Consider the following 1,234-nt stretch of genomic DNA (forward strand, 5'->3'; position numbering starts at 1 on the left):
AAAATAAAGAACTTGTCTGGAAGACGCTGCTCTCGGACGAAATGGTTTGTCTGATGGGAGCCGACCATCCCCTCGCGAATGCCGAGCTAATGATCGATGATTACCTGAACTACAAGCACATCGGCATTTTTGATAATGAGCTGTCGCAGCCCTTCTTTGAACAGAATTTGGTTCAGTGCCATAAGCCACGTGATGTCGCGATATCAGTCGCGGACTTTGGTTCGGCTGCGGTACTTTGCCACCAGACACCCTACTTGTTCACCTGTTCAAAGTTATGGTCACAGAAAGCCCTACAAGCCCAAGGGCTCATCGCGAAGCCATTACCCTTCGATTATGGAAAAGTCGCATACAGCTTGGTCTGGAATCGTCCAAACATGAATGACCAAGCGATGAAATGGTTATGTGATCAGTTTATTGAGCAAGAGAATCAAGCTTAATTAGGTATAAACCTGCGGCGTTAGCATCGGCCTTTGTACAAACGTAAACAATTGGTCGCGGAATTCGTTCATTTGCTGCTTGGTGCATTTGGGCCACTTTAAGGCTTCCCCAACCACGCCATGATGCTGAAACGCATTGAGTCGAATCGTGACGCTTTGTGGTAACGATTGAAGATAACGACCTACCTGCTCAACCTCTGTGTCGAGATCGCTCTTACCGGGAATATGCAGTAAGCGCACCTCGTGTAGCTTTTCATGTTGCGCAAGGAAGTTGATTGAGGAGAGTACTCTGTGATTCTCACGCCCTACCAACCATTGATGCGTCTCATTTTGCCAAGATTTAAGGTCGACCATTGCGCCATCAAGGTATGGAAGCACCTTTACCCACCCTTCTTGTGAGAGCGCACCATTACTATCAATAAAACAGGTTAGATGTGACAACTGAGGATCATTTTTGATCGCCTTGAAAAGCTCGATAATGAACGGCAGTTGCATTGTTGCTTCACCACCAGAGATCGTCACACCACTTAAGAAAAACTGGTTCTCTCGCGCGATATCAAGTACATCAGACACCGTCATTGTGGTGATTTTAGGACTCGACTTATGACCACACACATCAATACACTTGTCGCAATGGGTACACTTCTCAGGGTGCCACGTGACCTGTCCCGTCTCTTGGTTTGTGCTCAAAGCCTCACTAGGGCAGTGTGAGACACAATCGCCACAATGATTGCAATGGTTGATGGTATGCGGGTTGTGGCAAGTAATGCAGTCAAAGTTGCACCCTTGCAGAAACA

General features: G+C 47.1%; 2 protein-coding genes. One reads left to right on the forward strand and one right to left on the reverse strand.

The window, feature by feature from the left end:
* A partial coding sequence (locus tag KIV40_RS30335; protein ID WP_285352975.1) for a LysR substrate-binding domain-containing protein occupies positions 1–437 on the forward strand: 437 nt, incomplete at its 5' end.
* On the opposite strand, the gene KIV40_RS30340 is transcribed toward KIV40_RS30335, so the two are convergent.
* The coding region (locus KIV40_RS30340) for a YjjW family glycine radical enzyme activase (RefSeq protein WP_285352976.1) at positions 438–1,234 on the reverse strand (797 nt) is incomplete at its 5' end.

The sequence above is a fragment of the Vibrio sp. D173a genome, from assembly GCF_030248475.1.